Origin of the sequence: Desnuesiella massiliensis (genome assembly GCF_001403615.1) — a bacterium.
Lineage (GTDB): Bacteria > Bacillota > Clostridia > Clostridiales > Clostridiaceae > Desnuesiella > Desnuesiella massiliensis.
In genome coordinates this window covers 19393-45927 of the sequence record NZ_LN879450.1, presented here as the reverse complement: position 1 = coordinate 45927, position 26535 = coordinate 19393, and the positions used below count along the sequence as shown (strand labels likewise).

The 26535-nt window shown below is 34.0% G+C and carries 25 protein-coding genes and 1 pseudogene; 21 read left to right on the top strand and 5 right to left on the bottom strand.

Annotated features, from left to right (window positions below):
• Positions 1-3 precede the first annotated feature (3 nt).
• A complete protein-coding gene (locus tag BN2665_RS00500) occupies positions 4-1200 on the bottom strand; it encodes a class I SAM-dependent methyltransferase (RefSeq protein ID WP_055665166.1) in 1197 nt (398 codons plus the stop codon).
• Between the two features lie 186 nt (positions 1201-1386).
• On the opposite strand from BN2665_RS00500, the gene BN2665_RS00495 reads away from it, so the two are divergent.
• The 19 genes from BN2665_RS00495 (at position 1387) to BN2665_RS00405 (ending at position 16455) form a co-directional block, all read left to right on the top strand.
• Positions 1387-2571, top strand: coding sequence for an MFS transporter (locus BN2665_RS00495; RefSeq protein ID WP_242865873.1), 1185 nt, complete (start codon positions 1387-1389; stop codon positions 2569-2571).
• Positions 2572-2581: 10 nt separating this feature from the next.
• Positions 2582-3520 carry a GNAT family N-acetyltransferase gene (locus BN2665_RS00490; protein ID WP_055665165.1) on the top strand — a complete coding sequence of 313 codons (939 nt, stop codon included), beginning with the start codon at positions 2582-2584 and terminating at the stop codon, positions 3518-3520.
• 4 nt (positions 3521-3524) lie between these two features.
• Positions 3525-4187 (top strand): deoxynucleoside kinase, encoded by a 663-nt coding sequence (locus BN2665_RS00485; RefSeq protein WP_055665164.1) that lies wholly within the window; start codon positions 3525-3527, stop codon positions 4185-4187.
• 211 nt (positions 4188-4398) lie between these two features.
• Positions 4399-5178, top strand: coding sequence for a class II aldolase/adducin family protein (locus tag BN2665_RS00480; RefSeq protein ID WP_055665163.1), 780 nt, complete (start codon positions 4399-4401; stop codon positions 5176-5178).
• 10 nt (positions 5179-5188) lie between these two features.
• The gene (locus BN2665_RS00475; protein ID WP_055665162.1) at positions 5189-6679 is read left to right on the top strand and encodes an aldehyde dehydrogenase family protein; all 1491 of its coding nucleotides are present in this window, start codon (positions 5189-5191) and stop codon (positions 6677-6679) included.
• 17 nt (positions 6680-6696) lie between these two features.
• On the top strand, positions 6697-7020 hold the full coding sequence (locus BN2665_RS00470) for a BMC domain-containing protein (protein WP_055665161.1): 324 nt from the start codon (positions 6697-6699) through the stop codon (positions 7018-7020).
• A gap of 19 nt (positions 7021-7039) precedes the next feature.
• A complete protein-coding gene (locus BN2665_RS00465) occupies positions 7040-7318 on the top strand; it encodes a BMC domain-containing protein (protein ID WP_055665160.1) in 279 nt (92 codons plus the stop codon).
• Positions 7319-7357: 39 nt separating this feature from the next.
• Positions 7358-7651, top strand: coding sequence for a BMC domain-containing protein (locus tag BN2665_RS00460; RefSeq protein ID WP_055665159.1), 294 nt, complete (start codon positions 7358-7360; stop codon positions 7649-7651).
• 131 nt (positions 7652-7782) lie between these two features.
• The gene (locus tag BN2665_RS00455) at positions 7783-8061 is read left to right on the top strand and encodes a BMC domain-containing protein (RefSeq protein WP_055665205.1); all 279 of its coding nucleotides are present in this window, start codon (positions 7783-7785) and stop codon (positions 8059-8061) included.
• A gap of 15 nt (positions 8062-8076) precedes the next feature.
• Positions 8077-8727: a phosphate propanoyltransferase gene (pduL, locus tag BN2665_RS00450; RefSeq protein ID WP_195892639.1), complete on the top strand. Its 651-nt coding sequence runs from the start codon at positions 8077-8079 to the stop codon at positions 8725-8727.
• 13 nt (positions 8728-8740) lie between these two features.
• Entirely contained in the window at positions 8741-9007 is a 267-nt protein-coding gene (locus BN2665_RS00445) for a EutN/CcmL family microcompartment protein (RefSeq protein ID WP_055665158.1), read from the top strand.
• A 243-nt stretch (positions 9008-9250) separates the two neighbouring features.
• Positions 9251-9808: a BMC domain-containing protein gene (locus BN2665_RS00440; RefSeq protein WP_055665157.1), complete on the top strand. Its 558-nt coding sequence runs from the start codon at positions 9251-9253 to the stop codon at positions 9806-9808.
• 14 nt (positions 9809-9822) lie between these two features.
• Positions 9823-10995 carry an ABC transporter substrate-binding protein gene (locus tag BN2665_RS00435; protein ID WP_207643666.1) on the top strand — a complete coding sequence of 391 codons (1173 nt, stop codon included), beginning with the start codon at positions 9823-9825 and terminating at the stop codon, positions 10993-10995.
• A 10-nt stretch (positions 10996-11005) separates the two neighbouring features.
• Complete coding sequence (locus BN2665_RS00430) at positions 11006-12340, top strand: CoA-disulfide reductase (protein WP_055665155.1); 1335 nt, start codon at positions 11006-11008, stop codon at positions 12338-12340.
• 17 nt (positions 12341-12357) lie between these two features.
• Positions 12358-13185: a CoA transferase subunit A gene (locus tag BN2665_RS00425; RefSeq protein WP_055665154.1), complete on the top strand. Its 828-nt coding sequence runs from the start codon at positions 12358-12360 to the stop codon at positions 13183-13185.
• Positions 13186-13198: 13 nt separating this feature from the next.
• Positions 13199-13912: a CoA-transferase subunit beta gene (locus BN2665_RS00420; RefSeq protein WP_055665153.1), complete on the top strand. Its 714-nt coding sequence runs from the start codon at positions 13199-13201 to the stop codon at positions 13910-13912.
• A gap of 190 nt (positions 13913-14102) precedes the next feature.
• The gene (locus BN2665_RS00415; protein ID WP_055665152.1) at positions 14103-14930 is read left to right on the top strand and encodes a methyl-accepting chemotaxis protein; all 828 of its coding nucleotides are present in this window, start codon (positions 14103-14105) and stop codon (positions 14928-14930) included.
• A 149-nt stretch (positions 14931-15079) separates the two neighbouring features.
• Complete coding sequence (locus BN2665_RS00410) at positions 15080-15958, top strand: metallophosphoesterase (RefSeq protein ID WP_242865872.1); 879 nt, start codon at positions 15080-15082, stop codon at positions 15956-15958.
• Between the two features lie 173 nt (positions 15959-16131).
• The gene (locus BN2665_RS00405; RefSeq protein WP_055665151.1) at positions 16132-16455 is read left to right on the top strand and encodes a hypothetical protein; all 324 of its coding nucleotides are present in this window, start codon (positions 16132-16134) and stop codon (positions 16453-16455) included.
• A gap of 131 nt (positions 16456-16586) precedes the next feature.
• Here the strand turns inward: BN2665_RS00405 and BN2665_RS27850 are convergent.
• A pseudogene (locus BN2665_RS27850) lies at positions 16587-16767 on the bottom strand (hypothetical protein).
• Positions 16768-17011: 244 nt separating this feature from the next.
• On the opposite strand from BN2665_RS27850, the gene polC reads away from it, so the two are divergent.
• Together polC and BN2665_RS00390 are read left to right on the top strand one after the other, a co-directional pair.
• Positions 17012-21367: a DNA polymerase III subunit alpha gene (polC, locus tag BN2665_RS00395; RefSeq protein ID WP_055665149.1), complete on the top strand. Its 4356-nt coding sequence runs from the start codon at positions 17012-17014 to the stop codon at positions 21365-21367.
• Between the two features lie 228 nt (positions 21368-21595).
• Positions 21596-21904 carry a serine hydrolase domain-containing protein gene (locus BN2665_RS00390; protein WP_154674827.1) on the top strand — a complete coding sequence of 103 codons (309 nt, stop codon included), beginning with the start codon at positions 21596-21598 and terminating at the stop codon, positions 21902-21904.
• Between the two features lie 234 nt (positions 21905-22138).
• Here BN2665_RS00390 and BN2665_RS00385 read toward each other — a convergent pair whose 3' ends face one another.
• From BN2665_RS00385 to BN2665_RS00375, 3 genes are all read right to left on the bottom strand, one after another.
• The gene (locus tag BN2665_RS00385; RefSeq protein ID WP_055665147.1) at positions 22139-22987 is read right to left on the bottom strand and encodes a PRD domain-containing protein; all 849 of its coding nucleotides are present in this window, start codon (positions 22985-22987) and stop codon (positions 22139-22141) included.
• Positions 22988-23162: 175 nt separating this feature from the next.
• Positions 23163-24569, bottom strand: coding sequence for a glycoside hydrolase family 1 protein (locus tag BN2665_RS00380; protein WP_055665146.1), 1407 nt, complete (start codon positions 24567-24569; stop codon positions 23163-23165).
• 42 nt (positions 24570-24611) lie between these two features.
• A complete protein-coding gene (locus BN2665_RS00375; RefSeq protein ID WP_055665145.1) occupies positions 24612-26486 on the bottom strand; it encodes a beta-glucoside-specific PTS transporter subunit IIABC in 1875 nt (624 codons plus the stop codon).
• Positions 26487-26535 lie beyond the last annotated feature (49 nt).

Genomic DNA, 26535 nt, shown 5'->3' with positions numbered 1-26535 from the left:
TTTTTACCACTGATTTAAGAAGCTATATAGAGCAGGATATACATTTAATTTTGCCATTAAATCAATGTAGTCCTCCATTAATTCAGGTCTTTCTTCAGAGGTTTTTATGGCTCTTATCATCAGGTTTTTAGGAGTTTCTAGAGGTGATATATATTCCACTGTTGAAACCTCATAGCCTTTAGCCTCCAGCATCATGGAGCGCATTCCGTCTGTTAATACATCAGCCATTCTGGCTTTAAATATTCCGTGCTTTAGTATACCTTTAAAGGGTTCATAGCTATATTGATTTAATAATTCCCTATGGCAGCAAGGCACTGCTATTATTACATCAGAATCCACTCTTATTCCAAGAGCTAGAGCCATATCTGTAGCGGTATCACAGGCGTGCAAGGATATAACCACATGGATCTTTTTATCAGGAGTATATTCCTTAATATCTAAGGCTTTAAACTCCATGTTTCTATAGCCTAGGTTTGAAGCCATCTTTCTAGAAGCCTCTATTACTTGCTCGGATCTATCTAACCCTATAAAGAAGCATTTTCTTTTCTTAATCTCAGTAAGATAATAATTTAAAACGAAGGTAAGATAGGATTTGCCACAGCCGCAATCTAATATGTTTATGGTTTGATTCTTTGGCAGCTGATCTAAAACCCCTTCTAATAATTCTACGTAGTGATCTATCTGATTGTACTTTCTTATCCTATCGTTTTTTATTTTACCTTCTTTGGTCATTATTCCTATCTCTTTTAATAGGCTATCAGCTTTTCCTACCTTTATATAATAATCTCTATTTAATAAGGTGGAGGTTTCTCCTATATGATTTGCATAACTATTGAAGCTTTTATTTATTGGCTGAGTTACTTCTTCTTCCTTTACCTCAGTAGTAGTCATTTTAACGTTTTTATTGTCGGCAGTAATTACAATATCATTGCCTCTTTCCCTATAAAGCACCGTTAAACTATCGTATATTTCAGCTTCTTCTGAGATAGTAGAAAATAATTTGTTTATTTCCATAAGCTCTGTTTTACCATTAAAATTGTATTTAATTTTACCTTCTTCGTACACTCCTGAGCCTTTAAATTCTTTTAAACCAGCTATATAATTAACATATATTCCCTTGAAAATATTACAATTTTCACTGAATCTACTTTCTAAGCCCATTAAAAAAAGTTTTAATTTGGTTATGTTTTGTTTATTCATAATTAGACTAGTTCCTTTCTAAAAAAAATAAGGTCGAAAAAGAAATTTTTCTTAATAATAATATAAACATATTACCTAGGAAATATCAATAAAAACATATTTAGAGATATTTTGCATAGTTCTTTTATGATATAATGTATGAGGGATTTTTAGAGTTATAAATTTTAGTTAAAAAGGGGTGATTAGGTGAGTAGTAAGAAAAATCATGTGTTAGCTACGGTTTTGATTTTTTTACTTATGATGTTCATGGCTATGGCGGAAAATACTAGGGGGGTATTTATTCCTTTATTTAAAGATACTTTTGCTATAAAAGATACAGAAATAGGAACTATGCTTACTGCAGGGTCTATAGGATATATGATTTTTTCCTATATAGGGGGAAGCTTGTGTCAAAGAATAGGTCAGAAGAAGGTTTTTATAATAGGTATTGCCATTCTTGCTGTATCCTTGGGCGTGCTTTCAGTAAGCTATAGCTTTGGAGTTTTTATAGTTGGTATGGTACTCACTAATTGTGGACTATCCTTAGCTGGTATAGCAGCCAATACTGTAGTACCTATACTTTTTGTAGGTATGCAAACCTTAATAATGAATCTAGTGCATTTTTGCTATGGATTAGGGTCTACTATAGGGCAAAGAGGTGCAGGGGTTCTAGTTTATAATGGGGTTCACTGGAGAACTATATATTTAGCAGTAGCTATAGGCTTTATTCTTTTGCTTATTGTATTCTTCTTTATAAAGATACCAGAATCTCATAAACATGAAGAAAATAGTAAGATTTCAGTGAAAGAAGTTTTATCAAATAAGCTAGTGATTTTTTATATAATCTCCCTAGGATTCTATGTTTTTGCAGAGATGGGCACAGGGAATTGGCTTATAAATTATGTAGAGAAATCCTATGGCTTTGATAAAAGCACAAGCTCCTTTTATTTAGCTTTATTCTTTGGAATTTTTACAGTGGGAAGGCTTTTAGGGGGCTTTATAGTAGAGAGATTTGGTTATATAAACACTATTATTAAATTCCTTATAATAGCCCTTGTATTATATATTTCAGGACTTTTATTAAAGGATAAAGGTATGATGATAATATCCATATCCGGTTTATTCTTTTCCATAACTTACCCAACCTTGGTAAGCACCATAAGCAAGGTTTTTAAGAGCAATAGTGCCTATATAACTGGAGTTGTAGTAACCCTATCCTCCGGTATTAATATGATAATGAATCTTTTTATGGGCATAGCTAATGATAATTTAGGTATAGGCATATCTATATACATGATTCCTATAAGCTTAATGACTTCTATAACCTTTTTATTATTACTTCATAGAAGCACAAAAGATGTTCTTGTGATAAATAAAAATAACCTTAGATAGAGGCGATGTGATGGTGAAAGAAAAAAATATAAGTATTGAATTATCAAAGGGAACTGCTAATGAATACATGATTAAAGATTTAGCTGGTATAACCATAGGCAGATTTGTAATATTGGAAATGGATAAGGTTAACAGGAACTGTACTATAAGGATGAAGTTCTATCGAGAAGAAAATAGCGCACTATTAAAGGAAGCCTTAGCTATAATATTGAGAACGGTTTTTAAGAACAAGGAAGTATATAAAATAAATATGCTTGCTATAGAAACTATAAACACAAAAGCTTTCTTGGACTTAGGTTTTCAGCTAGAAGGTATATTAGAAGACAATATTTTTTCAAATGGTATTTATAAAAGTGAATTTATATTTGGCATAACAGCCTTGGTTTTTAAGAATTTTGGCACTATAAATGTATTTAGCATAAAGGGAGCAAGGGTAAACTTAAAGGTGCTTACTCCTGAAAATAGTGAAGAGGTATTAAATTATTACATAAGAAACAAGGAGCATCTTAAAAACTTTGAACCCTCTAGGGAGGAGAGTTTTTATAGCTTAGAGGTCCAAAGGAATATATTAATGGAAAACTATAAGCAGTTTTTAAATGGTACTAGCCTTAATTTAGGTATATATAAAGAAAATACTTTCATTGGTAAGGTACAATTATCAAATATAGTCTATGGTGTTTTTAGGAGTGCTTTTGTAGGTTACTCCATAGATGAAAGTTATCAAGGAAAAGGCTATATGAAAGAGGGCTTAAAGTTACTTTTAGATTATGCTTTTGAGGAAATGGAACTACATAGGATAGAAGCCTCTACTTTGGTAGATAATATGAAATCCCAAGGAGTCCTTAAAGCTTGTGGATTTAAGGAGCTAGGAGTTAATAAAGAATATTTGTTTATAAATGGAGCTTGGAGGGACCATATAACATTTTATAGGATACATACAGGGGGATAAAAGCATGTCCTTATATTATGAAATACTTAAGAGAATTAATAAAGAAGGAGACTGGAATATGATAGTAGTTGACGGTGTTGTTGGAGTAGGGAAGAGTTCTTTAATGAAAATTATAGCAAAGGAAGGTTATGTGTCTTTTGAAGAACCAGTAGTGGACAATCCAATCCTGCCTAAGTTTTATTATGACAGACAAAGATACTCTTTTCCTTTACAAGTATTTTTCCTGAATAAGAGGTTTAAACATATAAAAGAGGCTTCACAAGTGCCTAATGCAGTAATGGACAGAAGTATCTATGGAGATGTTATTTTTGCTAAGATGCTTTGTGATAAGGGAGAAATGTCCGTAGAAGAATTTGAATTATACAAAGAACTGCTTGAGAATATGCTAGAGCATGTAAGAGCTCCAAAGCTAATGATATATTTAGAAGTATCTGTAGATGAGGCTATTCGAAGAATCAAAAAAAGAGGAAGAGATTATGAGCAAGTGGTAGAGAGAGCCTACTGGGAAAAGCTAAATAATGAGTATAGAGAGTATTTTGATAATTATCATATATCGCCTATACTAAAAATCAATGTTGATGGTTTGGATTTTGAGAACAATGAAAAAGATAGAGAATATGTAATGAATCTTGTAAATTCAAAATTAGCAGAGATTGAAGAAAAATAAAACAAAGCACTTCTTTTGGGATTATAACTAAAAGAGGTGCTTTTTCATAGCTAAAAACAAACAAAACCAAAATAAAACCAAAATAAAACTGTGAAATTCATATATAATGTTTGACTAAAAGTAATAAAGGTGCTAAAATATATGTATAAAACAACAGAAACAAAAACAAATCAAATATAAAACCAAAAAGATAAATGAGAGGAGGTACAAAATGTCACAGTACATGTCTGAATACCAAGTAAAAAAAGATATATGTGAAATTGGAAGAAGAATGTATGCTAAGGGGTTTGTGGCAGCAAACGACGGAAATATATCTGTTAAGGTAGGACCTAACGCGGTTTGGACAACTCCTACAGGTGTAAGCAAAGGCTTTATGACTCCTGACATGCTAGTAAAAGTAAACTTAGATGGTAAGGTAATAGAGGGTAAGAACAAGCCTTCTTCTGAAATAAAAATGCACTTAAGAGTTTATAAGGAAAGACCAGATGTAAAGGCAGTAACTCACGCTCATCCTCCTATAGGCACAGCTTATGCTATAGCAGGAATACCGCTAGAGAAAGCCTTATTACCAGAGGCTATTGTAAATTTAGGAACAGTACCTATAGCTGAATATGCTACACCAGGTACCAATGAGGTGCCAGATTCTATAGTTAAATATCTAAAGGATTACAATGCGGTGCTGCTTGCTAATCATGGAGCGCTTACCTGGGGTGACGACTTATATCAGGCCTATTATAGAATGGAAACTTTAGAGTACTTCGGTACAGTGTTATTACATACAAGAATGATTGGTAGGGCAAACGAATTAGATTGTGATAAGGTTTCTGCTCTATTAGATTTAAGAAAACGTATAGGATTAAATACTGGAGGAGTTCCACCTTGCAGTACTGAGAATAAAAGCTCATTAGCAGAAGATATAGAAAAAGAACAGCTAATTAAAGTAATAGTGGAAAAGGTAACTGAAAGTGTACTCCAAAAGCTTAATAAGTAGGAGGTATAAAATGAATATAACTGAAAATGATATAGAGAAAATAATTCAGCAGGTTTTAGTAAATATTACTTCTAAGCCAAGTGAAGACGTGAAAAAGGATGCTACTCCAGAAGTTAAAGCTGAAGCAACACCTCTTAGAAAGAAGTATTTAGGAGTTTTTGAAAAAGCTGAAGATGCTATTGAAGCAGCTAGCAAAGCTCAAAAGAAATTATTAAAGGAATTTAAAATAGAAGATAGAGAAAGATTTATAATTAGTATAAAAAAAGCAACTGTAGCTAATGCAGAAATCCTTGCAAGAATGATTATAGATGAAACTGGCATGGGAAAATATGAAGATAAGGTTTTAAAGCATAAGCTGGTATCAGAAAAAACTCCAGGCACAGACATATTAACCACTGAAGCTTGGTCGGGAGATAATGGATTGACTATTGTGGAAATGGCACCTTATGGTGTAATCGGAGCTGTAACTCCATCTACTAACCCATCAGAAACTGCTATTTGTAACAGTATAGGAATGATAGGTGCAGGAAATTCAGTAGTGTTCAATGCTCATCCAGGAGCTAAAGAGTGCGTAGCTTATGCAGTAGATATGATGAATAAGGCTATAGTTGAGGCAGGCGGTCCAGAAAATCTTATAACCATGGTAGCAGAGCCAACTATGGAATCCTTAGAAGCTATAATGAAGCATCCAGAAATAAGGCTATTATGTGGAACTGGTGGACCAGGCTTAGTTAAAACCTTATTATCTTCAGGTAAGAAAGCTATAGGAGCAGGGGCAGGAAATCCTCCGGTTATAGTAGATGATACAGCAAATGTTAAAAAAGCAGGAAAAGACATCATTGAAGGCTGCAGCTTTGATAATAACTTACCTTGTATAGCAGAAAAAGAGGTTTTCGTCTTTGAAAACGTTGCCGATGATTTAATATATCACATGCTTCAAAACAAAGCATATATGCTCACTAAGAATCAAGTAGAGGAGCTAGTGAAGATAGTACTACATGAGAATATAGAAGAAAAAGCAGTAGGCTGCTCTTTAGATAGAAAAAGACATTATGTAATAAATAAAAAATGGGTTGGAAAGGATGCAGCTCTTTATTTAAAAGCTTTAGGTATTGAAGGAAAAGATGATATTCAATGCTTAATATGCGAAGTTGATTTAGATCATCCTTTCGTAATGACAGAATTAATGATGCCAATATTACCAATAGTTAGAGTTAAAGGCATAGACCAAGCCATAGCTTATGCTAAAAAGGCTGAGCATGGGAATAGACATAGTGCTCATATGCACTCAAAAAATGTAGACAACCTAACTAGATTTGCCAGAGAAATTGAAACCACTATATTTGTAAAGAATGCTAAATCTTTTGCTGGAGTAGGATTTGGAGGAGAAGGCTTTACAACCTTTACCATAGCTGGACCTACTGGAGAGGGAATAACTTCTGCAAGAACCTTTACAAGACAAAGAAGATGCGTGCTTGCTGAAGGGTTTTCTATAATTTAGATTAGCGAGGAGATAATATGCTAAATTATGCATTAGGAATAATAGAGGTTCAAGGCTATTCTGTGGCATTAGCTGTGGCAGATTCTGCCTGTAAGGCCTCCGATGTGAAGCTGGCAGCCATGGATTGTAATGCTCCTGCTCTTGGAGATAGGGCTAACATACCTTTAATGGTACAGATAAAGCTAATAGGAAGCATTGATGATGTTCAAGTGGCTTTAGAAGTGGCAAAGAGAAAAGCTTTAAATTACAACGAAGAAAAAGATATTCTAACTCATATAATCACAAGGCCTTATGAAGACCTTCAAAAGCTAATTAATGTTGGTAAGGTAAAAATAAAGTAATATTTAAGGAGGAATAAAAATGAACGGTGAAGCATTAGGAATGATAGAAACTAAAGGATTAACAGCAGCTATAGAGGCAGCTGACGCTATGTTAAAAGCAGCAAATGTTGAAATAGTAGGTACTGAAAAGATAGGTTCAGGATTAGTGGCTGTATTAGTAAGAGGAGATGTAGGAGCAGTAAAGGCTGCTACAGAGGTAGGAGCAGAAGCAGCTCAAAGATTAGGAGAACTTGTGGCAGTACATGTAATCCCAAGACCACATGCTGATATAGAAAAAATGCTGCCAAGCTTAAAGTAAAAAGTAGGAGGGTTCACCTCCTAAAAGGAGTAGGTAATAGTGACCATAGATGCAATAGGTACTGTAGAGATTAAAAGCTTTGTTCATGCAGTAGAGGCTCTTGATACCATGCTAAAAACCTCCAATGTGACTTATCTTAATTCTGAAAAGGTTCTTGGAGGTAAATTGGTTACTCTAATTGTTGGAGGAAGGGTCTCTGATGTTAATCAGGCAATAGAAGCGGTTAAAAATAACTCCCGTATTTCATCTTCTTTAAAGGCAGCCATATTAATTACTAATCCCCACAAAGAAATATTAAAGTTTATAATTTCGAAACAGGGGAGTGATGTTTAATGGAAAACAAAAATGAAAAGCTTTCTGAGATTCAAGAGGTAAAACTACCAGAAGATATACAGGATATTAAGCCAACAAGCACAGAAAATAAAAGAAAGAAAAAAGAAAAGATTATTAAGGAGGAAAGAAAAATGAACGGTGAAGCATTAGGAATGATAGAAACTAAAGGATTAACAGCAGCTATAGAGGCAGCTGACGCTATGTTAAAAGCAGCAAATGTTGAAATAGTAGGTACTGAAAAGATAGGTTCAGGATTAGTGGCTGTATTAGTAAGAGGAGATGTAGGAGCAGTAAAAGCGGCTACAGAAGTAGGAGCAGAAGCAGCTCAAAGATTAGGAGAGCTTGTAGCGGTACATGTAATTCCAAGACCACATTCTGATATATCTAAGATTTTACCAATAATAAAATAGTAAGCTGGTGAGGCTATGGAAAATAGAGAACTTGTAGCTTTCATAACCCAAAAGGTCATGGAGGCCATGAACAACAATGATGTGCAGCCTAAGAATAAAATAATAAATGTGGGCATATCCGCAAGACACGTGCATTTGACCAGAGAACATGTAGATGTGTTATTTGGGAAGGGTTATAAGCTGACTTGGTTTAAAGACCTTTCTCAACCAGGACAATTTGCAGCTAATGAAAAAGTAACTTTGGTAGGTAAGAATGGAAAAACTATTGAAGGAGTAAGAATCCTAGGTCCCGAAAGAAAAGAAACCCAAATAGAGCTAGCAAAGTCAGATGCTAGAGTGCTAGGAACTAATCCTCCTATAAGAAGCTCAGGAGAGCTAGAGCATACCCCCGGAATAACCCTGGTAGGACCTAAAGGAAGCGTTACCTTAGATAAAGGCTGTATTATTGCTGATAGACATATCCACTTTACTCCTAAAGATGCAGAATATTTTGGAGTAAAAAATAATGAAAAGTTATCTGTGAAAATAAAAGGTGAAAAAGGTGGGATCATGTATAATGTCACTGCTAAGGTGAGAGAGGATTTCTTCCTTGAAATGCATGTAGATACCGATGATGCTAATGCTTTTATGATAAATAATGGAGATGAAATAGAGATATTAAAATAAGGTGGGGCTGAACATGATATTAGGTAAGGTTTGTGGAACCGTAGTATCCACTAGAAAAGTTCAAAAGTTACAGGGATATAAATTATTAATCATAAAGCCTCTATTTAAGGAAAATGCTGATTACATAGTGGCAGCAGATAATATAGGAGCGGGCATAGGAGAGACGGTATTAGTAACACAAGGACATAACACTCAGTATGCCTTAGATAGAAATGAAGTTCCTATTGATGCTATAGTGGTTGGCATTATAGACGGAGATCAATATATAGAAATAAAATAGCCCTGCTAAGATAAGCAATTTTTTCCCCTTTAAATTATGCATAAAGAAAATATTAGCTTTAGGAGTATTTTCTTTATGCATACCTATTAATTGTTTGTCTATAGAGGGTTTTTATTATATTATAGGGAAACAACTCCAACTACAAACTTATACATGTACCATAATGGCTTAAGGATGCCATTTTGGAACATGTATAAGTTAAGTTTACGTAGCGTTTCCCTATAGCTAAATGAGGTGAAGTATATGAATAGTGCCCTCGGTTTTTTAGAGCTTAATAATGTGTCCGATGGTATAGCTTGCATGGATTTTATGCTAAAGGGAGCTCTAATTAATGTAATAAGAAGTTCTGTAGTAAATCCGGGTAAATTTTTTATCATTATAGAGGGGAGCTACGGAAATATAGAAAATGCCATGCAGATAGCTGTAAATAACTTTGAACAGAGCATTGTAGATTTCTATATGATAGGGAAAGCAGAGGAAGCTTTACTAAGTTCCTTAAAAGGTATAGAAAGCGCTGAAAACCTGGAATCCTTAGCTATAATAGATACATTAAATATAATAACTGGAGTTATTATTGCAGATATAACTTCTAAAACTTCTAACGCTAGGGTTGTAAGATTTAATATTTCTGAAACCATGGGCGGCAGAACCAGTATTGTTATCAGCGGAGAATATTCTTCTGTAAAACATGCAGTAGAACAAATATCCTCTCCTATAAATTTAAGAGATAAGATAATTGCTTGCAATGTTATAGCAAATCCCCATGATACGTTAAAAGAAGCTTTGTTTCATAATAAGTAAAGGAGGCTATGCCTATGAGTAGCAAGAAGGTCCGTGTACTTGCAGTAGGAGATCCAGCGGTAGAAGTTTATGTAGATAAAAATTATAAAATATTAGATAGATGGAAAAACAATAATAGTATAGATATAGATTTTAATATAGCTTCTTGGGAAAACTACTATAATACCATGATGGAAGATTTCAAAGCAGAAGAACCTAATTATGATATTGTCATGGTGGCAGGTCATTTTTGGTTAAGAGATTTTGTGGAGAATAAGTTTATAAGCCCCATGGATGATTATATGAATTTATTGCCTAAGGATTATGAATATGAGGATATATTACCCATAATAAGAGAAGAAATGAAATTAGATGGACATCAGTACCTATTGCCTTCCTTTTGTGATGGACATATGGTTTTATATAGAAAAAGCATTGTTAAAGAGGTTTTAGGATATCTGCCAAAAGAATGTATCACCATAGATGAATTGATTTCCATGGTGGAAAAGGTAGATGGCTTTAAAGGCTTGAGAGGAATAGCCTTAAAGGCTCATGTAAGCGAGATATTGACAGATTTCTTACCTTATTTGAGAAGCGAAGGTATAGATTTATTTGATGAGGACCACAAACCAAGCTTTTATAATGATAAGGGTATAAAGGCCCTTAATAAGTATATAGTCTTAAGAAAGTATGCACCTGTTAACACTAATGAATTTGGCAATGTAGAGATAAAGGATCAAATTCAGCAGAAGAAAGCAGTATTTGCTATTACCTGGGGTGGCCAGCTTGGAGTGGTATTGAATGAACAATGTGAGGAGCCAGAGGACATAGGCTTTGCTACCTTAGATAAGCCATGGAATGTAACCTGGAGCTTTGCCTTAAATAATAATAGCAAGAATAAAGAGGACGCAGTAAGATTTTTAGCTTATTTAACTTCTAAAGATATAGACAAATTAGTGGGAAGCTATGCAGGAAGCCCTGTAAGAAAGTCTACATATTTAGATGAAACAGAAAGAAGTAAATGCTCTTGGTATGATGCTCATTTGGAGATGGTAGAAAAGTATGCTAAGCCATTGCCAAGTCTAAAGGGCTCCGGAGAGATTTTGGGAATTCTTTATGAATATATAAGCAAAGCCTTTAACTATGAGTTAAGCGCAGAAGAGGCTTTAAGGACAGCTCACAAAAAAATAATGCAGTGTATGAGATAGGAGTGAGAAAATGAGTAAGATAATTATAATAGGTGGAGTTGCAGCTGGCATGAGTGCAGCCTCAAAGGCTATAAGATTAGATCCTAAAACAGAGATAGTAGTTTATGAAAAAGGAAATTTTCTTTCTTATGGAGCGTGTGGACTTCCATATTATGTTTCCAATGTAAATGATGATTATACTAAAATGATAGCTAGAACGCCAGCTCAATTTGAAGAGATGGGCATAAAGGTAAAGCTAAGACATGAAGTGGTAAAGGTATATCCAGAGGATAAAAGCGTAGTGGTGAGAGACTTAGAAAACGGTAATATGTTTGTAGATAAATATGATAAGCTCATGATATCTACAGGAGCTGCCCCTATAGTGCCTCCTTTCCCAGGAGTTAATTTGAAAAATGTATATACTCTAAAAACTCTTGAAGATGGCATGGTGTTAAAGGAAGCTCTAAGCAAGGATAGCGTTAAAAATGTTGTGATAGTAGGTGCTGGATACATAGGCATGGAATTAGCAGAGTCCATGGTAGAGCTTAAGAAAAATGTAAGAGTTATAGAATTAGGCTCTCAGGTATTAGGTAATTTTGATACTGAGATAAGCTCTATAGTAGAAAAGGAACTTATTAAGCAAGGAGTTAATCTTAGTCTAAATGAAAGCGTTCAGGAGTTACTTGGTTATGAGGAAGTAAAGGCAGTTAAAACAGATAAGGGTCAGTATGAAGCAGATTTAGTAGTTCTGTGTATAGGGGTAAGACCTAATACAGGGTTTTTAAAGAGTCTGCCATTACAAATGGAGAGAAATGGAGCTATCATAATTGATAGAGAAATGAGAACAAGCATACCAGATATATATTCCGCCGGAGACTGTGCTATGGTATATCATAAGGTATTAGAAGAGAATGCTTATATTCCTCTTGGAACTACGGCTAATAAACTGGGAAGAATAGCTGGAGAAAATATGCTAGGAAAGCACATAAAGTTCAAAGGTACCTTAGGCAGTGCTGTGGCTAAGGTTTTAGATTTAGAGGTAGCGAGAACGGGCATATCTGAAAAAGAAGCTATGAAATTTGCTTTAGACTATAATACGGTATTTGTTAAGACTTCAAGCCATGCGTCTTACTATCCTAATCCTACCCCTATATTCATTAAATTGATATATGAAAAACAGAGTAAAAAGCTTTTAGGTGCTCAAATGGTAGGAGAAAAAGGAGTAGCCCTTAGGATAGATGTGTTTGCTACAGCTATTCATAATGAGATGACCACAGCAGAATTAGGAATGTTAGACCTATGCTATGCACCACCTTTTGCTGGGGTTTGGGATGCTATTCATATTGCAGCTAATGCTGCTAAATAGAGTTGAGGTGAGATTAGATGGCAAAGAGTAAGGTTTTAAGTTTAGAAGAAGCTGCAGCTTTAGTAAGAGATGGAGATACATTATCTTTAGGGGGTAATGTGCTTCATAGAAGTCCCCTAGCCTTTTGCAGAGAGCTAATAAGGCAAAACAGAAGTGGATTAAAGCTTGTAAAGACTGCAGGAGCGCATGATGTAGATATACTATGCTCAGCAGCTGCTGTTGCTTCAGTAGATGCTGGATTCATAGGCTATGAAACAGAGTATGGCTTGGCTATGCACTATAGAAAAGCGGTAGAAGGTGGCGTGGTAAAAGCTAATGAACATGCATGCTATACTGTTATATGTGCCTTAAGAGCATCTCAATATGGAGTGCCTTTTATGCCTGTAAGAGGGCTTGTGTATGGTGATTTAATTGAAAAGAATGACTATTTTAAAGTTATAGAAGATCCTTTCAGTGAAGAGAAAATAACAGTGGTTAAGGCACTAAGACCTGACTATGCAATCCTTCATGTTCAGGAAGCAGATGAGTATGGTAACGCAAGGATAGTTGGACCTAAATACGAAGATGTTTTACTATCAAGATCTGCTAAGAAGGTAATCATCACTTGCGAAAGATTGATACATACGGATAATTTTGCAAGGCAGCCTGAGCTTACAGATATACCAGGATTTTTAGTAGAGGCGGTGGTGCTTGCACCTAACGGAGCAGCTCCTGGTACTTGTGCAGGAAGATATGATTTAGATAGAAAATCCCTAGAGGAATTTAAAGGCTTAAAGACAAAAGAGCAAATCATAGATTATGTAGACAAATACAGCAGAAAAGATAGGGGCGTAAGCAGATTCTAAGGAGTGATAAATTATGAATTACAGACCATCAGATATAATGACCATAGCTATAGCTAGAATGCTTAAAAATGACGAAACAGTTTTCCATGGAGTAGCTTCTCCGCTGCCTATGGTGGCTATACAGCTTGCTAAAAGTCTGCAAGCACCAGATTTGATATATGTAAACATCACTGGTGGAGTAGATGCTAAGCCTCTTAAGTTTTCCAAATCTACAGATGGCCCGGAACTTTTAAAGGGAACAAAAGCTCTTTTCCCTCTTTCAGAGATATTCGATTTATCTATGAGAGGGGGATTAGACGTAGCTTTTCTTAGCGGAATACAATTTGACTCTTATGGAAATGTTAACGCCAGTGTAGTGGGAGATTATCATAAGCCTAAGGTAAGACTGCCTGGCGGTGCTGGAAGTGCGGTGCTTATACCTACAGCAAAGAGAGCTATAATATGGAGAACAAAGCATGATAAGAGAACCTTTGTGCCTAAGTGTGACTTTGTAACTACGAGAGGAAATATACATAAAATAGTTACCCCTTTATGTATTTTTGCATTTAAGGATGGAAGATTAGTTTTAGACAGCATTCATAAAACTTCAAGCCTTCAAGAGGTAATTGATAATACCGGCTTTGAGGTAGTCTATGATAAAATAAGATTCACAGAAGATCCTACACCAGAAGAGTTGAAGATGCTTCAAAAGGTTGACCCAACAGATATAAGAAGCATTGAGTTTTAATTGGAAGTTTAAAGAATTTTAAATTTATATGCATAACATTTGGCAAATATGGTATAATTTAATCATGAAAACTTTAATATTATAAGGTTCAGGGGAGTGTTCTTCTGAACCCAATTTTAATTTATAAGAGAAATTTTAATTTTTAAAATTTAAGTTTAGGCAAATTTTAGAAAAAAAGGAGTGTGCTTTAATGGAAAATATACATCCTATATTACAATCTTTAGTGGAAGCAGCACCTTATATAAAAACCATGAGGAAAAATGGTTACATGGTTGGGGTAACAGACAGAGAAAAGACCTTAAGATTTGTGCCTAATGATACAATTGATTTAAGCATAGCACCTAATACAATGCTACTACCAGAGGACCCTATGCTTGAGGTTATGAGAACAGGAAAACCTATAGAAGTAAAGGTTGGTAAAGAGTTATATGGTATAGCCTTTAAAGCCTATTATTGCCCAGTGAGAGATGAAAAAAATCAAATTATAGGTGGACTGGCTTTAGGAAGAGAATTAGAAATAGAAGAAAAAGTTATAAATATAACGGATACTATAGTACAATCTGTAGGGCAGATTGAGGAAGCAATAAACCATATTGCTAAGGGAGCACAGCAACAAGAAGAAACAAGTCAGCATATGGTGGAGACTATGTTAGATTCTGTAAATAAGCAAGAAGAAACAGACAATATATTAAACTTCATAAAGAATGTTTCAAGACAAACTAATTTATTGTCCTTAAATGCTCAGATTGAAGCGGCTAGAGTTGGTATAGCAGGTAAAGGCTTCACTATTGTAGCTAATGAAATGAAAAAATTAGGGAATAGCAGCTCAGGAGCAGTAACTAATATAGAGGCTATACTAAATGAAGTAAAAAGCATTAACGAAAAAATAAAAAGGTTAGTTAATACTAATAATGAAATAACCTCTGAACAAGCAGGAGCCATAGAGGAGATTCTTGCTAGCATGAGTGAAGTAAGCAATGCGGTTTCTATACTTAAGGAACTGTCTAATAAATTATAAAGATATTATAATCATCTTCAAATAATAAAAGCACTTTAACCGGACATGCTTTAATGTGTCTGCTTAGTTAAGGTGCTTTTTATAATTTTAAAACGTAAATAAATATAGTTATGGTGTATTGAAGGACATGTTTTGTTGAGGTGATATAGTTGGTAATTCTAAAAAGCAAGAAAAAAGTTATTTTATCGGTTATCTTAATTCTAATAATCATTAATGTAGTTATGATAATTTTAAGTAATACGTTGATACAGGTTTCTAGGTATAAAGTTAAATCAGACAAAATTCCATCAGTCTTTAATGGTTTTAAGATTGTGCAAGTATCAGACCTGCACAGCAAAAGCTTTGGAAAAAACAATAGTAATCTAATAAAGAAAATAGAAAAAGAGAAGCCAGATATTGTGGTTATGACAGGAGATATGATTAATACCAAAGATGATAATTTTGATGTGTTTTTGGACTTTGCAGGAGCAATAAGCAGAAAATATGATACCTACTATATTGTAGGAAATCACGAACAGAGTTTACCTAAAGACAAGTTCTCACTACTAATTAATAGATTAGAACAAGCAGACACTAAGGTTTTAGATAATAATTTTATTAAAATTAATAAAGGTAATGATAGTATTAACCTTTATGGAATGTGGTTTAATCTTAGGTACTATAAAGATAATAACAGTAATTATGCAAAGGATATTAATTTTTCAGAAGAAACCATGGCAAGCATCCTAGGCTCTTTCAATAAAAATGATTATAATATTTTATTAACTCATAATCCTCTATACTTTGAGACTTATTCAAATTGGGGAGTTGACTTAACCCTTACCGGACATATTCATGGTGGAATGATTAGATTGCCATTCTTAGGAGGGCTATTGTCACCAGAAAGAAAGTTCTTTCCTAAATATGATTTTGGGAAATATGAGCTTAACAACAAAGTCCTCATTGTAAATAGAGGCTTAGGTAATGGAGACTTTGGCATAAGACTACTAAATAATCCAGACATATCGGTGATTACTCTATCTAATTAATTATAGTCATTAGTTAAATTTTATAAGTATTTTTCTTAAAGTATAAAATGATGTGACAACAAGTAATTAGGACAGTTTAAGTGCTATTTTGTATAGTTCAATGTTTACTTATTTTACAATATTCACCACCGTGATATAATTATATTATAAAAGAATTTAAAGGATGTGATTATGTGGCTGGTGACTGGAATAACAAGGTAAGAGAAGATATGGTTTTTGCTGAAAGCAGAAAAACTCTCAATCACCAAATTGAAGATAATGCAAATAAAGCAAGTGCAAATCTACAACGAGGAGTAAAACAGGTAATCATTGGCTTTGTGTCCTTGCTATTATTTTTTCTTTTATTGGGAGTATTTAACAAACTAAGTTTAGACGTAAGTATCATTAGAACTACATTAGTGTTGATTTTATTTGTTGCAGCAATATTCTCTATTACGCTTTTCTATGGTGTATATAATATAATTGTTTCAGTCCTGTTTAGGAGAAAGAATAAATAAGAAAATAGATGTGTATTTTTATAATAAATTTGATATAATATAAATAAGAAATGCTTAGTGCTGCCAACACTAAGCATCCTTAGAACATTTATTTTGTTTTAGGACTATTGGATAAAATCTATTATGTGAATTTAAGAGCTTAAAGCACTAATCGTTGATGGGTGCTTTTTCTCATTGCCATTAACTTCTATATGAATTCCAAGAAATTTAATCTTGATAATTAACGTTAGAAAGAAAAAGATTATGTTTTAAAACTAATTTAATCACATAAACCATTGATACATACTTTATAAAAGCATTAAACATATCCAATGCCACCTCATTAGCTATAGTGAATAATTTGCCAATAGCCCAGGTGGATAAAACATTCAAAACATCCACAACCATCTTTCTGTGGTTAATATATTTTACTTGGACATTGCATCATAATTATGTAGAATAAATATATGGGTATTAGGATAGAGATTTAATACCTCACTTTTATGTTGAAAAACACAAATATTACTATCATAATAGTAGAGTGCTAAAAATTTTGAGGAGAAGGTTAAAGAATATAATGAAAAGAATAAATGAAATTTTTAGTGATTATAATTCAGTAGGGAATATAAATACTGCTATTGTAGAAGCGGTAACCATAAATAAAAGAAGTAAATGCTTAGAGATGAAAATCAGCTCAGACAAATATATTGGAGTAAAAGAACTTGAAGAACTTAATAGATTTATAAGAAAAAGATTTGCCTTACAAGATTCTATAATCGCTGTAAATTATGCTGATGGAATGGATAAAAACCTCACAGAAGAGGAACTTATGGATATTGTATTTTCAGTGGCAGATAAATATCCTGCGTTAAGGGTACTACTAAATCAAAGTGAATATGAAGTGGATAAAAACAACATAAATTTTAACTTTAAAGTGCCGGTATCAGAATTTTTGAAATCCATGCATTATCATAATAAGATTCATAAGTCTATAAAAACCTTGTATGGCATTACCTATAATATAAATTTTGTTGATAAGGTAACCAGTGAAGAGTTAGTTCTTAAGGATGAAGCACGTGAAAAGGAAATACTGTCTATTGCAAGGGAAATTAAGGCTAATATAAGTAATAATACAGCTAAATTACCTAAAAATTATGCAGAGAAAAAAGAGGATGTAAAAGAAGAAAAGGGTGGAAAAAAAGTTGATCCATTCTTAATATTAGGCAGAAGCTCTAAAATTAAGGAGAATGTAATAAAAATTACTGACATAACACCAGATGAGGGTAAAGTAGCTATAGAAGGTGAAATATCTAATATAGAAGCAAAGGAATTAAAAAGTGGAAAAATATTAGTTTCCTTTGACCTATACGATGGCTCAAGTTCCATGACTTGTAAATCCTTCTTAAAATCAGATGAAGATGGTGAAGTATTATCTAGACTCAAAAATGCTAAGGGTGTCAGGCTTGCTGGAAATGCTGGTTTCAGTAAATTTTCTGGGGAAGTTGAGATGATTGCTAATACCATAATAGAAATAGAAGGTACGAAGAAGACTAAGAGGCAGGATAATGCAGAGGTGAAGAGGGTAGAGCTGCACATGCATACACAGATGAGTCAGATGGATGCTATGACTAGTGCTACGGACTTGATTAAAAGAGCCATGAGCTGGGGCATGAAATCCATTGCCATTACAGATCATGGTGTAGTGCAGTCATTTCCTGAGGCGCATAAGCTTTTAGGAAGAGATAATCCGGACATGAAAGTTATATATGGAGTGGAAGCTTATTTAGCACCAGATAAAAGGCCATCCGTAACAAATCCTAAGGGACAGAGTATTGATACTACCTATTGCGTGCTAGATTTGGAGACTACAGGTTTTTCCCCGGTAACTGAAAAAATTACTGAGATAGGAATCATGAAATATAAAGATGGAAAGATAATAGATCAGTTCAGCTGCTTTGTAAATCCTGAAAAGCCTATTCCTGCAAGGGTTATTGAGGTTACAAATATAACTAATGACATGGTAAGAGATGCAGAAACTATAGAACAAGTTTTTCCTAAAATGTTGGAGTTTATTAAGGGAAGTGTTTTAGTTGCTCATAATGCTGGATTTGATGTGGGCTTCTTAAAGCATAATGCTAAAGTCCTAGGTTACGATTTTGATTTTACCTATGTAGATACCTTGACCTTGGCTCAAGAGCTCTTTCCCGAGTATAAAAGCTATAAATTAGGGAGAATTGCTAAAAACCTTGGCATAAGTGTAGAGGTTGCTCACAGAGCATTAGATGATGTGGATACTACCGTTAAGGTCTTCAAGATAATGCTTGAAAAGCTAAAGGAAAGGGGAGCACAAACCCTTGAGCAGATAGATATATACGGTTCTGATGAAGCAGCTAAAAAGGAAGAATATAAAAAGCTTAAAACCTATCATGCAATAATATTTGCTAAGGATTATGTGGGATTGAAAAATTTATATAGATTGGTGTCTTATTCAAGTTTAGACTATTTCTATAAAAGGCCTCGTATATTAAAAAGCATGTACAAAAAATACTCAGAAGGCTTGATTCTTGGCAGTGCCTGCAGTGAGGGTGAGCTTTATCAGGCAATACTTCTTGGAAAATCCGATGAGGAAATTGAAGCTATTGCAGAGGAATATGATTATTTAGAAATTCAGCCTCTAGGAAATAATGATTACTTAGTAAGGAATGGGCAAGTACCTGATAGGGAATATTTAAAGCAAATCAATAAAAAGATTATACAGCTTGGTGAGAAGCTAAATAAGCTTGTAGTGGCCACAGGAGATGTTCATTTCATGGATCCTGAGGATGAGATATACAGGCGTATACTGGAGGCAGGTCAGGGCTTTAAGGATGCAGATAATCAGGCACCCTTATATTTAAGAACTACTGAGGAGATGCTTCAGGAATTTTCTTATTTAGGTAAGGAAAAAGCCTATGAAGTGGTAGTTACAAATACCAATAAGATATCAGATATGTGTGAGCAGATCAGCCCAATTTCATCTGAGAAAGCTACGCCTCATATAGATGGTTGTGAGCAGACTATTAAGGATATTACCTATGGAAAAGCTTATGAACTTTATGGAAATCCACTTCCAGAGTTAGTTCAGCAAAGATTGGAGAGGGAGCTAGATTCCATTATAAAAAATGGTTTCTCAGTAATGTATATAATCGCTCAAAAGCTAGTATGGAAATCAAATGAGGACGGATATCTGGTTGGTTCCAGAGGTTCTGTTGGTTCTTCTGTAGTGGCATATATGACTGGTATAACTGAAGTAAATGCTTTGCCAGCTCATTATAGGTGTCCCAAATGTAAGTTTTCGGATTTTGCAGATTACGGTGCTAAAATTGGCTTTGACCTGCCGGATAAGCAATGTCCAGTTTGTGGAGAACAGCTTGCTAAGGATGGTATAGATATTCCTTTCGAAACCTTCTTGGGATTCAACGGAGATAAGGAGCCGGATATAGATTTAAACTTCTCAGGAGAATATCAGGCAAAAGCACATAGATATACAGAAGTTATCTTTGGAAAGGGCACAACCTTTAAGGCAGGAACTATAGGTACCATAGCAGAAAAAACAGCCTTTGGTTATGTGAAAAAGTATTTTGAAGAAAAAAGCCTTACAGTAAACAAGGCAGAAATACTCAGAATTTCAAAGGGCTGTACAGGTATAAAAAGAACTTCGGGACAGCACCCTGGTGGAATTATAGTTGTTCCTAAGGGGAGAGAAATTTTTGAATTTTGTCCCGTACAGCATCCAGCAGATGATCCAAATTCAGATATAATAACAACACATTTTGACTATCACTCTATTGATCAGAACTTGTTGAAGCTAGATATACTAGGGCACGACGATCCAACAGTCATAAGAATGTTACAGGATATAACAGGAGTAGACCCCCAAAAGATTCCTATGGATGATAAGGATACTATGTCTATATTTTCATCCACAAAGGCTATAGGAGTAGCACCGCAGCAGATAAATTCCAGGGTAGGAAGCTTTGGAATCCCTGAATTTGGTACCAAGTTCGTAAGAGGAATGCTTTTAGATACAATGCCAAAAACCTTTATGGATTTAATATGTATATCAGGACTTTCTCATGGTACCGACGTATGGCTGGGAAATGCTAAGGACTTAATTGATTCAGGAACCATTAATAGTATAAGTGAGGCAGTATGTACTAGAGATGATATCATGGTTTATCTTATTAAGAAGGGCTTGCCACCTAATACTGCCTTTAAGATTATGGAAACGGTGCGTAAGGGAAAAGCATTAAAAGACCCAAAGTTTCCGGAATATGAGGCATTAATGAGGGAATGTGATGTGCCGGAATGGTACATAGATTCATGCAAAAAGATAAAATACATGTTTCCTAAGGCCCACGCTGCAGCCTATGTAATGATGGCCTTTAGAATAGCTTGGTTTAAGGTTCACATACCTAAGGCTTATTACGCAGCATACTTCAGTATTAGGGCGAAAGCCTTTGATGCAGAATTTATGATTTTTGGAAAAGAGAAAGTTAAAGAAAAGATGAAGGAAATTGAAATGATGGGTATGCAAGCTCTCCCTAAGGATAAGGATATGTATGATGACCTGGAATTGGTTCTGGAAATGTACGAGAGGGAGATTGAGTTCCTACCCATTGATTTATATAAATCCCATGCTACAAAATTCTTAGTAGAAGAGGAGGGCTTAAGGCCCCCTATAAACAGTATATCCGGTATGGGAAATGTGGCAGCAGAAGGCATATACAATGCAGTACAAGAAGCAACTCAAACAGGAAAGCCAATAGGTTCTTTAGAAGATCTAAAGAAACGTGCTAAAATTGGTAATTCTGCTATAGATTCACTTAGAAAATTCGGTTGTTTAAAAGGCCTTCCAGAAAAGGATCAATTGAGCTTTTTTGATGCAATTTAATACTAAGATTGTATGAAGATATTGGTAAGGTAAACCTCGTCTTCCTCATTAAATCCACGACAGAAATGTTGTGGATTTTTTTGATGTACGCCAGCGTGGGTGACAGTTTGGTGATGAAAGTCCGTCGCTCAGCAATTACGAGGGGCGATATTTTTTCAGTTGACTTTGAAGTGTATAGTAGAAGTAAACAGGATATGGATGTTTAAAGCAGTTAGTTAGTATGAAAATATGAAGAATGGAGATGATCTCTTGTTATCTATTGGAGAATTCTGGAATATATGCGAAGTATCTACAAATGCAGGGACTCACCTGCTTTCAACCATCATTACTCGCAGCACAGGAAAAAGTGCTCGTGAGTTTGCCAACGAACGTTTATTTAATCCCATCGGTATGAAGCAGATACCGAGTTATGGAATGAAATCCTTTGGCTTCCTATATCTAAACCGTGGTATTTGGAACAATAATCAGATTATTTCGGAGACATGGATTGATGAAACAACAGCGATGAACTCTAATAAATATGGTTATCTATGGTAGTTACGAGAAGAGGACGGAGTTTTTGCATACTTGGCAATGGGCGATGACGGTAATATCATTTGTTGCATTCCAGAAAAAAATTTAGTTATAGCAATTGCCTCAGAATTCATCATGAATCCTCGTGATAGGTGGACACTGATATGTGAATGTATTATTCCGGCTGTAATAGAGTAAGCTTAAGTTATTTTACATCATATAAAAGTGCTGTTGCAAAATTTCATTTTGCAACAGCACTTAATTAACTTCATTTAATTCTCCAAGTATCTTATGGATATGTATCATTAAATATAATTCCTCTTGTTTTGGTAGTTCCTTAGAATATTCATTATTTACATATGTTTTTATTTTCTTAACACATTCATATTCAGATCTACAATTAGCACGGACTTGTTCATAAATAAAGTCAACTTGCTCTTTATTAGGCTTATTAGATATAAATCTTTGAGCAAAAGCTTTTAAATGCATTACAAAACGTGTATAAGAGAAAGATTCTTTATTATATATTATTGCAAAATGGTAGTGTACAATCTGCAGTATATCATTAACTATCTTTGCAACTTTTTTATTTTTATCACTATAAGGGTTATCTTGTTGTGCATTAATAAAGTGTCCTGCTATATTTCCAATCTCATCTTCAGGAAGTCTTAAATCTAGGTTTTCTTCAATTACTTTAAGAGCATATGATCCTATGTCGTATTCATTTGGATTAAATTCTTTAATCTCAGATAAATAGTGGTTTTCTATTATAATATTAGATTTAAAACGTTTTACAGCAAAGGCTATATGGTCCGTAAGGGCTAAATATATATGATTCATTAGTTTAAGATTATATTTTGTTATTGCATAATCGATAATAAGCTGAGCAATATTAAAATATACCTCATCAATTTCGGAAGCAAGTTGCAAAATATTTTTCTTGATACCTTCATCATGAAGGACAAATATCTTTTCAATTTCCTCCTTTTTCAACTCATACCCTACAGAATGGTTATGACCTATTCCTTTACCCATTAAGATTATTTCATTGCCAGAATTATCTTGTGCAAGAACTAAAGAGTTATTCAATACCTTTGTAATATGCATATTTAACACTCCAATATAATTATTATATTTATATATTGTAAATAAATTCAATTAAGGTTCAGCAGGAGAAAACTACCTCTGAGCCTTAGTTGAATTTTCATATAAGTTAATGTAAGTAAATTGTCTTACGCAAAATATACGACCCATCTTTGACTATTTATTTTTTTACGATACCTTATTCCGTTTCACCATTAGTTTTTATAACATTTTGATACCAGTAGAAGCTATCTTTCTTAATTCTCTTCATACTTAATGTATCATCATCAGTTCTGTCTACATAAACAAGACCGTAACGCTTTTTAAATCCTTGAGCAGAGCTTAATAGATCCATAAATGACCATGGACAGTATCCAAGCATTTCAACACCGTCTTCAACTGCTAAAGCACAAGCATTTATATGTTCTCTTAGATAATTAATACGGTATTCATCATGAACTTTTCCATCTTCTATGACATCAGCAGTTCCTAATCCATTTTCTGTAATTATAATAGGTAAGTGATATCTTTGCCAATATTCATTTAATGCAACACGTAATCCAGAAGGATCTATTGCAGCACCGTATTCTGTTGCTTTTAACTTAGGATTCATAGACATTTTAAATAGTCCATACATACTAAAGTCTACAGTTCCTTCTCTTAAGCCAAAAGGATGTTCAGCATCTATTGGTAAAGCTTCAGCACAATTTGTTCTATAGTAGTTAATTGCGATAAAGTCCATTTTTGCCTTCTTTAGTATTTCCTTATCGTTATCTTCCATATGAGGCATTATATCTCTTTCTTTTAGATATTTAATGTAGTATCCTGGATATTCCCCGTAGTAGTGCATATCTAGCATATAATAAACTTTGAAGTTATCATTCATACGAGCAGCATAAATATCTTCAGGCTTGCAAGTAAGAGGATACGTTACAGATGATGAAACAGCAGCGCCAATCTTACTTCCTTCTATCATTTCATGACAAGCATTGACGGCTAAAGCATGTGCTAAACACATGTTGTAATCCATTTGTGCACGCATTTTATCAATCTTTAATGGATCTGTTTCACTATAAATATTAATTCTTTCTTCTACCCTAACAATTAAGTTTTGTTCGTTATGAGGTTGCCAATACTTAACTCTATCTCCAAATTCCTTAAAGCAGACTTTAGCAAAGCGTTCATAGGCAAATACAGTTTCTCTGCTTTCCCAACCATTATATTTTTCTACTAAAGCAAATGGTAAATCAAAGTGATATAGAGTTACGAAAGGCTCTATTTCGTTTTCCACTAGTTTATTTATAACCTTATTATAAAAATCTATCCCTTTTGGGTTAATTTCTCCATCACCATCTGGAATAATTCTAGCCCAGGAAATAGAAAATCTATAAGTTTTCATTCCTAGTTCTTTCATTAAATCAATATCTTGTTCAAATTTATGATAAAAGTCTGAGGCTACCTTTGTGTCGGCTTGTAAGTGGGATTTTTTAAATGAGTTGTAGTCAGCAACCGTCATTTTTTTGCCTTCTTCATCCCAGGCACCTTCAATTTGGAATGCAGATGAAGATGCACCCCATAAGAAATTTTTGGGGAATATTGTATTCATATATAATCCTCCTTAGTATAATGAAATTTTGGTTTGTTCTAGTTATTTTGTTAAAGATATTATTACGTCTTCCGTTGAAACTTTTGCATTTTCGTATGATGTTACCTTAGCAAAATCACCTGTATTACTTACTACTATTGGTGTAGTAATATCATAGCCTGCTTTTTTTACTTCTTCTATATCAAATGAGATTAGCTTGCTTCCTTTTTTTACAGTATCCCCTTGATTTACGAATTTAATAAAGTGTTCGCCATTTAATTCAACAGTGTTAATACCAATATGAATAAGTAACTCAGCGCCATTATTTAGTTTTAACCCTATAGCATGCAGTGTTGGGAATAATGATACAACAGTGCAATCAGCAGGTGCAGTTATAACTCCAGTAGATGGTATTACTGCAACACCTTCACCTATAACTTTTGATGAAAATACATCATCTTTTACTTCAGTTAATGGGATAGTTGTCCCTTCAAGTGGTGACGTAATATCTAGGTCTTCTGATTTAGTTAAAGTTTCAAGCTTTGTGCTATTTGAAATTTGTTCATTGTCTTCTTTTATATCTTCAAAACCTAAAATGTAAGTTAGTATTGCAGAACCAAAGAAGGCTATAGCACATCCACCTAAGTAGCTTAAGAATCCCATAGTACCAGCTTCAGCGTATACAGGAATTGTTAAAATACCTTGGTTGGCAAAAGCATTACCATAAGCTCCCCCAAGTCCCATAATTCCGCCACCGATAGCACCACATATTACAGCTAATATCATTGGTTTTTTAAGTCTAAGGTTAACACCATAGATAGCTGGTTCTGTAATTCCGAATAAAGCAGTAATAGAAGAAGACATAGCAATAGTTTTTAATTGCTTATTCTTAGTTTTAAAGAATACTCCTAAAGCAGATCCAGCTTGAGAGAAGTTCGCAGCACCTGCAAAAGCTAAAAGGTTTTGTCTTCCAGTTGTAGCAACATCATTAATACCAATTGGTAATAAAGCTCTGTGAGCACCAAAGATAACTAGTACACACCATAATCCGCCAAGGAAGGCACCACATAACACTGGGCTTAATTGATAGATATATTTATAAGCAAAGTTAATAGCATTTCCTAAGTATATTCCGATAGGTCCAAATAGTAATATTGTAGCTGGTAACATTATAATTAATGCACATGTTGGAACCATTATAATCTTAAGCACTTCAGGTATATATTTTTGTAGGAATTTTTCAACATAAGAAAGCACCCATATAGCAATAATTATTGGAATTACTGAAGAAGTATATGTTGCTTTTGTTACAGGTAATCCAAGGAAATAAACAGCCGCTTTACCTGTCATGAGTGTTGTAAAAGCAGGATAACATAATGTAGCACCAATAATCATTGATATTATTTCACTTGTCTTAAATACTTTAGCAGCTGTGTAGCCTAAGATAATAGGCATAAAGAAGAATACAGCATCAGCTAATGAATTTAAGATGATATAAGTTTGAGATTCTTTTATATTAATACCGTATTTATTTAAATAGAACATAGCTAAAACCGATAATATACCTTTAATCATACCAGAACCAGCAATTGCAGGAATAGTAGGAGTAAAGATTCCAGAAACAGCACTTAAAATGGCATTGCCAAGGCTTTGTTTTTCCTTAGTGTCTGAGTCTACATTTGAAACTCCTGATTCAGGCACAAGTTTAATCATTTCATCATAAACCTTTGTAACCTTGTTTCCAATTACAATTTGAAATTGTCCCATACTTTGAACAACTGTTATAACTCCTTCAATTGAAGATATTTTATCTGAATTTGTCTTAGATGAGTTGTGTAACTTAAATCTAAGTCTTGTCATGCAGTGAGATAATTCTTGTACATTATCTTTGCCTCCTAAGTTTGCTAAAATGTCTTGGGCTATTTTTTTATAATCCATAACAAAATCCTCCTATGTTAATGAAAACTTTTTAGCTTTTGTCTCATGG

Excerpts from the sequence above, each read along its gene's own strand:
- BN2665_RS00445 (WP_055665158.1), top strand. The coding sequence starts at position 8,741 with ATGATATTAGGTAAGGTTTGTGGAACCGTAGTATCCACTAGAAAAGTT.
- BN2665_RS00415 (WP_055665152.1), top strand. The coding sequence starts at position 14,103 with ATGGAAAATATACATCCTATATTACAATCTTTAGTGGAAGCAGCACCT.
- BN2665_RS00440 (WP_055665157.1), top strand. The coding sequence starts at position 9,251 with ATGAATAGTGCCCTCGGTTTTTTAGAGCTTAATAATGTGTCCGATGGT.
- BN2665_RS00435 (WP_207643666.1), top strand. The coding sequence starts at position 9,823 with ATGAGTAGCAAGAAGGTCCGTGTACTTGCAGTAGGAGATCCAGCGGTA.
- BN2665_RS00375 (WP_055665145.1), bottom strand. The coding sequence starts at position 26,486 with ATGGATTATAAAAAAATAGCCCAAGACATTTTAGCAAACTTAGGAGGC.
- BN2665_RS00390 (WP_154674827.1), top strand. The coding sequence starts at position 21,596 with ATGAAGAATGGAGATGATCTCTTGTTATCTATTGGAGAATTCTGGAAT.
- BN2665_RS00475 (WP_055665162.1), top strand. The coding sequence starts at position 5,189 with ATGAATATAACTGAAAATGATATAGAGAAAATAATTCAGCAGGTTTTA.
- BN2665_RS00465 (WP_055665160.1), top strand. The coding sequence starts at position 7,040 with ATGAACGGTGAAGCATTAGGAATGATAGAAACTAAAGGATTAACAGCA.
- BN2665_RS00455 (WP_055665205.1), top strand. The coding sequence starts at position 7,783 with ATGAACGGTGAAGCATTAGGAATGATAGAAACTAAAGGATTAACAGCA.
- polC (WP_055665149.1), top strand. The coding sequence starts at position 17,012 with ATGAAAAGAATAAATGAAATTTTTAGTGATTATAATTCAGTAGGGAAT.
- BN2665_RS00480 (WP_055665163.1), top strand. The coding sequence starts at position 4,399 with ATGTCACAGTACATGTCTGAATACCAAGTAAAAAAAGATATATGTGAA.
- BN2665_RS00485 (WP_055665164.1), top strand. The coding sequence starts at position 3,525 with ATGTCCTTATATTATGAAATACTTAAGAGAATTAATAAAGAAGGAGAC.
- BN2665_RS00430 (WP_055665155.1), top strand. The coding sequence starts at position 11,006 with ATGAGTAAGATAATTATAATAGGTGGAGTTGCAGCTGGCATGAGTGCA.
- BN2665_RS00425 (WP_055665154.1), top strand. The coding sequence starts at position 12,358 with ATGGCAAAGAGTAAGGTTTTAAGTTTAGAAGAAGCTGCAGCTTTAGTA.
- pduL (WP_195892639.1), top strand. The coding sequence starts at position 8,077 with ATGGAAAATAGAGAACTTGTAGCTTTCATAACCCAAAAGGTCATGGAG.
- BN2665_RS00380 (WP_055665146.1), bottom strand. The coding sequence starts at position 24,569 with ATGAATACAATATTCCCCAAAAATTTCTTATGGGGTGCATCTTCATCT.
- BN2665_RS00500 (WP_055665166.1), bottom strand. The coding sequence starts at position 1,200 with ATGAATAAACAAAACATAACCAAATTAAAACTTTTTTTAATGGGCTTA.
- BN2665_RS00490 (WP_055665165.1), top strand. The coding sequence starts at position 2,582 with ATGGTGAAAGAAAAAAATATAAGTATTGAATTATCAAAGGGAACTGCT.
- BN2665_RS00385 (WP_055665147.1), bottom strand. The coding sequence starts at position 22,987 with ATGCATATTACAAAGGTATTGAATAACTCTTTAGTTCTTGCACAAGAT.
- BN2665_RS00470 (WP_055665161.1), top strand. The coding sequence starts at position 6,697 with ATGCTAAATTATGCATTAGGAATAATAGAGGTTCAAGGCTATTCTGTG.
- BN2665_RS00420 (WP_055665153.1), top strand. The coding sequence starts at position 13,199 with ATGAATTACAGACCATCAGATATAATGACCATAGCTATAGCTAGAATG.